Here is a 3,954-nt window from a genome sequence, read left to right as displayed (position 1 = left end):
CGCCGATGGTACTGCAGGGGGGACCCTGTGGGAGAGTAGGACGCCGCCGAACAATCATTGTGGGAAAGCCCCGCACCAGCCCCTTACCGGGTTCGGTGCGGGGCTTTTCCGCGTTCCGGACCCTTTTTGGTATCGGCCGGGCAACCGAAACCGCTCGGCCTGGCAGTGGGGCTGGGTATCCTGGCGACGTTCCCTGGAGGGCAGATGACAGCACAGCAGCTGGACGCCGGCGGCCCGCTCATCCCCCAGCCGGCCATGACGCGTGAGGCGCTGCGGGATGCGGTGCGGCGGATCGACATGGCGAGCCTCGCCGCGCTCGACAAGGAATGCAACGAGGCGTTCGACCGCGCCGCCGAGACCGGTGCCATCAACCCCCTGCGGTTCTTCCTGATCAAGTGGGCCACGCATGTGGCCATCCACCGTTGGCCGGCGCGGTCCGCGGCGCTCCTGGAGGCGGAACGTGTCGCCGGTGACCCGGGGTCGACGGAACAGGAATTCCGGGCCGCCATGGAGACGAGCAGCCGCATCCTCGCCGAGGCCCAGGCGGAGATCGGTCTGTGACCCCGCGGGGGGAGGGCGTCGAGAACGACAGCGGCTGGGCCTGGGAGTGCGATCCCGGACGGGTGTGGGTACTGGGTGACATGCCCGCGGAGCAGCAGAGCCTCGTCAGCGCCGTGATGGACGGCCTGGTCGACCTGGCCTCCATGGCCATCGACCCCAAGGACGGCAGCCTCTACGAGGACCCCCACCCCATGCGACTGCGTACATATGAGGACGAGCACCTGATGCTCTGGTACCAGACGGTCCCGCACCGCTGCCGTGTGTACCTCAAGCGGGTCAACCTCTGACGACGCCGGCGCCGTGCCGTGTAGGAGCGGCCGTGTGGCATCAGTCGGTATCGAGGCCGTCGACCAGGCGGTTGAGAAACCGGGTGAAGGTGGCCTCGGGAGTGAGGGGCCGTCCGGGGGCGGAGAGGGCTTCGGCGAGTTCCGGGTGGCGGCCGTCGGCGGCGACGGTCGCGAGGTAGCGGCCCTCGGCGGCGGCCCGCTCCGGTGATCGTGCGGCTCCGGCCTGCATGATCTCGTGGGCGACGTGCCCGGCCACGAACGCGGTGATCTGGGCGAAGACCTCCATCTTCGCGGCGCCGTCGAGCCCGGTGGGCCGCAAGACGGCGAGCACGTGTTCCAGGAAAGCCAGTGTGTTGGGGCCCGGAACGCGACGGGTGATCAAGGCTGCGGGCAGCCAGGGATGGCGCAGCATGTGGGTGCGCTGCAGGCGGGCAACGGACTTCAGATCGGCACGCCAGTCGCCGCTGGGCGGCTCTGTGACCGTGAGTTCACCGCTGACGTGGTCGACCATCAGTTCCAGCAGTGTGTCCTTGTCTGGGGCGTAGCTGTAGAGCGACATGACGCCCGCGCCGACCTCGGCGGCCACCCGCCGCATGGTGACCACTTCGAGTCCTTCCGCGTCCGCCAGGGCGACGGCGGCCGCGGTGATCGCCTCCCTGCTGAAGGAGGGCCTGCGGCCCCGGCGGGGCTCGGTGGGACGTAGCCAGAGTTGCTCGGGATCGACCCCCGCCGAACCGGACTTCCCTTCGCTGGACACGGTTCCGCACTCCTCCGCTAGGTCGTCGAGGCCTGGGCGTCGAGGCCTGGTTGTCGCGACACTTGTCGAGGCCGCTCTTGCCAAGGCCATCCAAGCATCCTCTATTCTCGTACACTGTACGAGAATAGAGGAGGGGGAACGATGCCATCACGCACGCCCGACGCCGTGGCCGGAACGGACTGGGTACCACCCGCCGGGAAGCCGCCGCTCTCGGCACGGATGACGAGGGCGACCTGGCGAGGTCTGCCGGCCAGACGGCACGAGGTCGGATGGGAGCCGGGGCTCGTGGTGCCGGCTGCCGACGGCAGCCCGTTGATCACCGACCATTACTTCCCAAGCGGCCGAGGCGAGTTCCCCACTCTCCTGGTCCGCTCGCCCTACGGCCGAGGTCTGCCGTGGTCGGCCCAGTACGGTCTGCTCTTCGCCGAACAGGGCTTCCACGTGGTCGTGCAGAGCTGCCGCGGCACCGGAGGTTCGGGCGGCACGTTCGACCTGTGGCGCAACGAGGTCGCCGACGGCCGGGCCACGGTGGCCTGGCTGCGCGGGCAACCGTGGTTCAACGGGACACTGGGAACGGTCGGCCCCAGTTACCTGGGCTATGTGCAATGGGCCCTGGCCTTGGACCCCCCACCGGAACTGAAGGCAATGGTGGTGCAAGTAGGGCTGCACGATCCGTACGCCTTGTTCTACGCGGAGGGTGTGCTGTGCCTGGAGAACGTCCTCGCCGTCGGCGTGGGCATGACCTACCAACACCGGGGCATGGCATCGTTCCTGAAGGCCACGCTGCGACTGCACCGCCGGCTGCGCGAGATCACCACCGCGCAGCCGCTGCGTGGGGCGTACGCGTCCGCCCTCGGGAGCGAGCCGCCGTGGTTGGACGACGTGATGGCACACCCGGACGCAAAGGACGCCTACTGGCGCGGCGCGTCGTTGGCGGAAGCGGCGGAGCGGCTCCGTGTGCCCACGGCCCTGATCGCCGGATGGCACGACGTGCTGCTCGACCAGACCTTCGAGCAGTACGACCGGCTGCGGCAAGCCGGATGTGAGACCGCCCTGCTCGTCGGTCCTTGGACGCACACGTCCGCCCTCCAGCAGGGATGGCCCGAGGTGTTCCGCGAGAGTCTCGCGTGGCTGCGCGCACACCTGGGCGCCGATGCCTCCGGCCTGCGTCCCACGCCGGTGCGTGTGCACGTGGGCGGGGGAGACGAGTGGCGGGACCTCGAGGACTGGCCGCCGGCCGCGGCTGCCACCTCCTGGTACCCGATCGCCGGTGGGCATCTCACCCAGGAGGCCCCGACGGACTCCGCACTCGTGACGGCGTTCCGCTACGACCCGGCCGCTCCCACCCCCTCCCTCGGCGGCCCACTGCTCTCCCGCACCGCGGGAGCCCGCGACAACGGCGCCCTGGAGGACCGGGACGACGTCCTGACCTTCACCGGCCCACCGCTGACCGAGCCCGTGGACGTCCTCGGGCCCGTCTCCGCACGGCTGAGCATCTCCACGGACACCGGATACGCCGATGTGTTCACCCGCCTGTGCGACGTGGACCCGCAAGGCCGCTCCGTCAACATCTGTGACGGGCTCGGTCGGCTCCAGACGGCCGGCCAGGAGCCCTCGCGGGTGACTGTGCCGATGAGCTCCACCGCCCACCGCTTCCGCGCCGGCCACCGAATACGCTGGCAGATCAGCGGGGGCGCACACCCGCGCTACGCCCGCAACCCCGGCACGGGTGAGTCGCCGGTGACCGCCACCACCCTCACACCGGTCCGCATCGCGCTCCACGCCGACTCGGCCCTGGTACTCCCCAAGACCCCATAACCCGGCAGCCCCCGCCGGGGGGCCGCCCGACGAGCCGGGCCGTGTGGCCCGGCTCGCTTCGCGTGTGCCGTCCGGGCCGGACGTCCCTCGGCTCGGTGTGCCCGTGTCGGGTAGAGCCGGGGCGGTCCCGCACGGCACGGGGAGGCCCGATTTGGCCCGTGCGGGGACAGGGATGTAGAGTAGAACGGTTGCCTGGAGCTGAGAGGTTCGGCAGCACGCCCCCGAGGAAGGCAATTCCGATCGGGGCACCTCGACTCCTCGACCAGGATTCTGAAGCCGGGAAATCCGGTGGAAAAGTTCTGATAGAGTCGGTCTCGCCGGAAAGGGAAACGCGAAAGCGGAGAACCGGAAAGCGAATCCCGCTTCGACCGGGAATCGGACACGAAAGAGTCTGATAGAGTCGAAAACGCAAGAACAAAACGAAGAACACAGGAAGCGCCCGGAGGAAAACCCGCGAGGGTGAGTACGAAGGAAGCGTCCGTTCCTTGAGAACTCAACAGCGTGCCAAAAATCAACGCCAGAAGTTGATAC

Annotated in this window: 4 protein-coding genes; 3 read left to right on the top strand and 1 reads right to left on the bottom strand. The window is 69.2% G+C overall.

Features of this window, described 5'->3' with window-relative positions; translation table 11 throughout:
- The first annotated feature begins 204 nt into the window (after positions 1-204).
- Positions 205-561 carry a hypothetical protein gene (locus E6R62_RS37315; RefSeq protein WP_136217891.1) on the top strand — a complete coding sequence of 119 codons (357 nt, stop codon included), beginning with the start codon at positions 205-207 and terminating at the stop codon, positions 559-561.
- Positions 558-848, top strand: a complete 291-nt coding sequence (locus E6R62_RS37310) for a hypothetical protein (RefSeq protein WP_136217890.1) — start codon at positions 558-560, stop codon at positions 846-848. The genes E6R62_RS37315 and E6R62_RS37310 overlap by 4 nt, the downstream gene beginning before the upstream one ends.
- A gap of 40 nt (positions 849-888) precedes the next feature.
- Here the strand turns inward: E6R62_RS37310 and E6R62_RS37305 are convergent, their stop codons facing one another.
- The gene (locus tag E6R62_RS37305) at positions 889-1,605 is read right to left on the bottom strand and encodes a TetR/AcrR family transcriptional regulator C-terminal domain-containing protein (RefSeq protein WP_240802131.1); all 717 of its coding nucleotides are present in this window, start codon (positions 1,603-1,605) and stop codon (positions 889-891) included.
- 219 nt (positions 1,606-1,824) lie between these two features.
- Between E6R62_RS37305 and E6R62_RS37300 the strand changes: the two genes are divergently transcribed.
- Positions 1,825-3,423 (top strand): CocE/NonD family hydrolase, encoded by a 1,599-nt coding sequence (locus E6R62_RS37300; protein ID WP_206308967.1) that lies wholly within the window; start codon positions 1,825-1,827, stop codon positions 3,421-3,423.
- Positions 3,424-3,954 lie beyond the last annotated feature (531 nt).

It is taken from the genome of Streptomyces sp. A1136 (genome assembly GCF_004795055.1).
Lineage (GTDB): Bacteria > Actinomycetota > Actinomycetes > Streptomycetales > Streptomycetaceae > Streptomyces.
This window is presented reverse-complemented; position numbering and strand designations above follow the sequence as displayed.